The sequence below is a fragment of the Kitasatospora sp. NPDC059462 genome, assembly GCF_042749955.1.
Classification (GTDB): Bacteria; Actinomycetota; Actinomycetes; order Streptomycetales; family Streptomycetaceae; genus Kitasatospora.
This window is the reverse complement of record NZ_JBHYUU010000271.1, coordinates 1-2696: the sequence shown is the minus strand read 5'-3', so window position 1 is coordinate 2696 and position 2696 is coordinate 1. Positions and strand designations below refer to the sequence as shown.

At 77.7% G+C, this 2696-nt stretch carries 2 protein-coding genes; one reads left to right on the top strand and one right to left on the bottom strand.

Translation table 11 applies throughout. From position 1 onward, the window contains the following. The first annotated feature begins 220 nt into the window (after nucleotides 1-220). Complete coding sequence (locus ACFXAM_RS36220; RefSeq protein WP_380297887.1) at nucleotides 221-433, top strand: hypothetical protein; 213 nt, start codon at nucleotides 221-223, stop codon at nucleotides 431-433. 61 nt (nucleotides 434-494) lie between these two features. On the opposite strand, the gene ACFXAM_RS36215 is transcribed toward ACFXAM_RS36220, so the two are convergent. Continuing rightward, nucleotides 495-2696: ATP-binding protein (locus tag ACFXAM_RS36215; RefSeq protein WP_380297885.1), on the bottom strand; the 2202-nt coding region annotated here is incomplete at its 5' end.

The window sequence follows — 2696 nt, the reverse complement described above, 5'->3', positions numbered from 1 at the left end:
CTATTGGGGGGGGGCTGGTTTATGTGCTCCACCTTGGAGCTCGGTGGGGCCGCCTGACCTGCCACTACAGCGAAAAACACCCCTAAAACCGCGGCGGGTCGCCGCCCGGTCCTGGGGCGTCCATCGGCCGTTGAACGCCCCTTGCCATGCTGATCACGTCAGCCGGGGGAGAGCCCGGCACCCGCCCTTCCCGGCAGGGAAGACCCCCCGAGGAGCAGTCATGGCGAAGCGTTCGACGATCGGCACCGCCCGGATCAGCCTGGCCGTCGCGGGCCTCGGCCTCGGCGCCCTGCTCGCCCTCGGCGCGGCCGGCACCGCGATGGCGGACGGCGCGACCGGCACGGGCACCGGCACCACCGCCCCCACCGCCACGCCCACCCCCACCCCCACCGACGGCAACGGCCACTCGGACTGGAACAGCACCGGCTCCTGAGCCCCGCCCGCCCGACGACCGCGCGCAGAACCGTTTCTGCCGCCCCCGTACCACCCGCGCCTCAGGGATCCACCAGCGCGAACGCCGGTTCCGCGAGCAGCCCCGCCACCTCGGCGGCCTCCGGAAGCCCCAGCCGCCGGAAGATCGCGTACGCCTCCCGCAGCCGCGCCCCCGCCTCGGCCCCGCGCCCGAGGTCCGCCAGCGCACAACCCAGCACCACCAGCGCCTGCGCCTGGTCCCGCTCCGCGCCCAGCTCCACACAGAGCGCCAGCGCCTGCCCGGCGTGGTCCAGCGCCTCGTCCGCCCGGCCCAGCTCGCGCAGACTGTCCGCCAGCCGGTAGCGCGCGTGCGCCGCCCGGTCCCGCAGCCCGGCCGCCACCGACACCGCCAGGCACTCGCCGAACCAGGTCACCGCCTCCTCGTGCCGCCCCAGCGCGTGCAGCGCCAGCCCCAGCACGTACAGCGTGTACGCCCGGCCCGGATCGTCCTGCCGGGTCCGCAGCTCGGCCAGCGCCTCGTGGCAGATCGCCACCGCCTCGTCCGCCCGGCCGCTGCGCACCCGCGCCAGCGCCGCGTTCACCGTCGTCACCAGCGCACCGGAGCGGTGCCCGAGCCGGTTCGCCAGCAGCAGCGCCTCGTCGTAGTGGTCCACCGCCTCGTCGTAGCGGCTCAGGAACTGGCAGATCAGCCCGAGGTCGTTGAGCGCCTGCCGCAGGACCACCGAGTCCTCGGCCGCGCGCGCCGCGTCCACCGCCCGCCGGGACGCCGCCTCGGCCGCGTCCAGCCGGGTCGCGGCCAGCGCGACGTTGCCGCGCAGGAAGTGCGCCCGCCCCTCCGCCCGGACGTCGCCGTCCCGGGCGGCCGCCTCGGCCAGCGCGTCCGCCGTCGCGGCGAGCTGACGGCTCGGCGGGGTGAGCACGAACGGCGTGAGCGCGATCAGCAGGTCGATCGCCGCCCGCAGCGCCGCTCCCCGCCCGGTGGCGGGCCCGGCGGCGGGGTCGGCGGCCACCTGCGCCGCCAGCGCCACCGCGCCCGCCCCCTCGACGGCCGCCCACTCCCGGGCGGCTTCCCGCCCGGGCAACGGGACGCCGGGGGAGTGCGCCGGCCCGAGCGCGCCCGCCGCCGGATCACCCGGCACGGCGTGCTGGAAGGCGGTGCAGGCGGTGGCCAGCAGGTGGTCCAGCAGCCGGTCCCGGGCCGTCACCGCCTCCGCCTCCGCCTCGCCGCCGTCCTCCGCCCCCTGCGCCGGTCGGCGGCGCGCGAAGGCCCGCAGCAGGTCGTGGTACCGGTAGCGCCCCGGGAACGGCGACTCCACCATCGCCACGTCCACCAGCGCCTCCAGCAGGTCCTCGGCGTCGTACGCGTCGAGGTCCAGCAGCGCGGCCGCCGCCGGCAGCCCGATGTCCGGCCCGTCCACCGAGGCCACCAGCCGGAACGCCCTCGCCTGATCGCCGGTCAGCTGGCGGTAGCTCAGTTCGAAGGCCGCCGCCACCGCGAGGTCGCCGATCCGCAGCTCGTCGATCCGCCGCCGCTCCACCTGCAGCCGGCGGCTGAGCGTCTCCACCGTCCAGCCCGGGCGCGCCGCCAGCCGGGCGGCCACGATCCGCACCGCCAGCGGCAGGTTCCCGCAGGCCACCACCAGCTCGCGGGCGGCGTCCGGCTCGGCGGCCAGGCGCTGTGCGCCGATCGTGCGGCCCAGCAGGTCGAGCGCCTCCTCCGGCTGGAACACGTCCAGGTCGACCTGCACGCTCGCCGGCAGTCCGGCCGGCCTGGTGCGGCCGGTGGTGAGCACCGCGCAGCCGACCGCCCCCGGCAGCAGCGGCCGGATCTGCGCCGCGTCCTTGGCGTTGTCGAGCACCAGCAGCAGGCGCCGGCCGTCCACCACCGAGCGGAACAGCGCCGAGCGCGCGTCCAGGCCGTCCGGCACCGCGTCCGCCGGGACCCCGAGCGCCACCAGGAAGCCGCTCAGCACCGCCTCCGGATCGGCCGGCACCGGGTCCGAGCCGCGCAGGTCCACGTACAGCTGGCCGTCCGGGTAGGCGTCCCGGACGCGGTGCGCCACGTGCAGCGCCAACGCCGTCTTGCCGACCCCGCCCATCCCGACCACGGTCGCCACCACCAGCGCCTGCTGCGGCCGGCCCGGCGCCCCGCCGTCCTCCGGGGGAGCGGCCAGCGCCTCGCACAGCACCCGCACCGGCGCCGTGCGGCCGGTGAAGTCGGCGGCGTCCGGCGGCAGCTGGGCCGGGCGCGGCGGTGCGCCGGA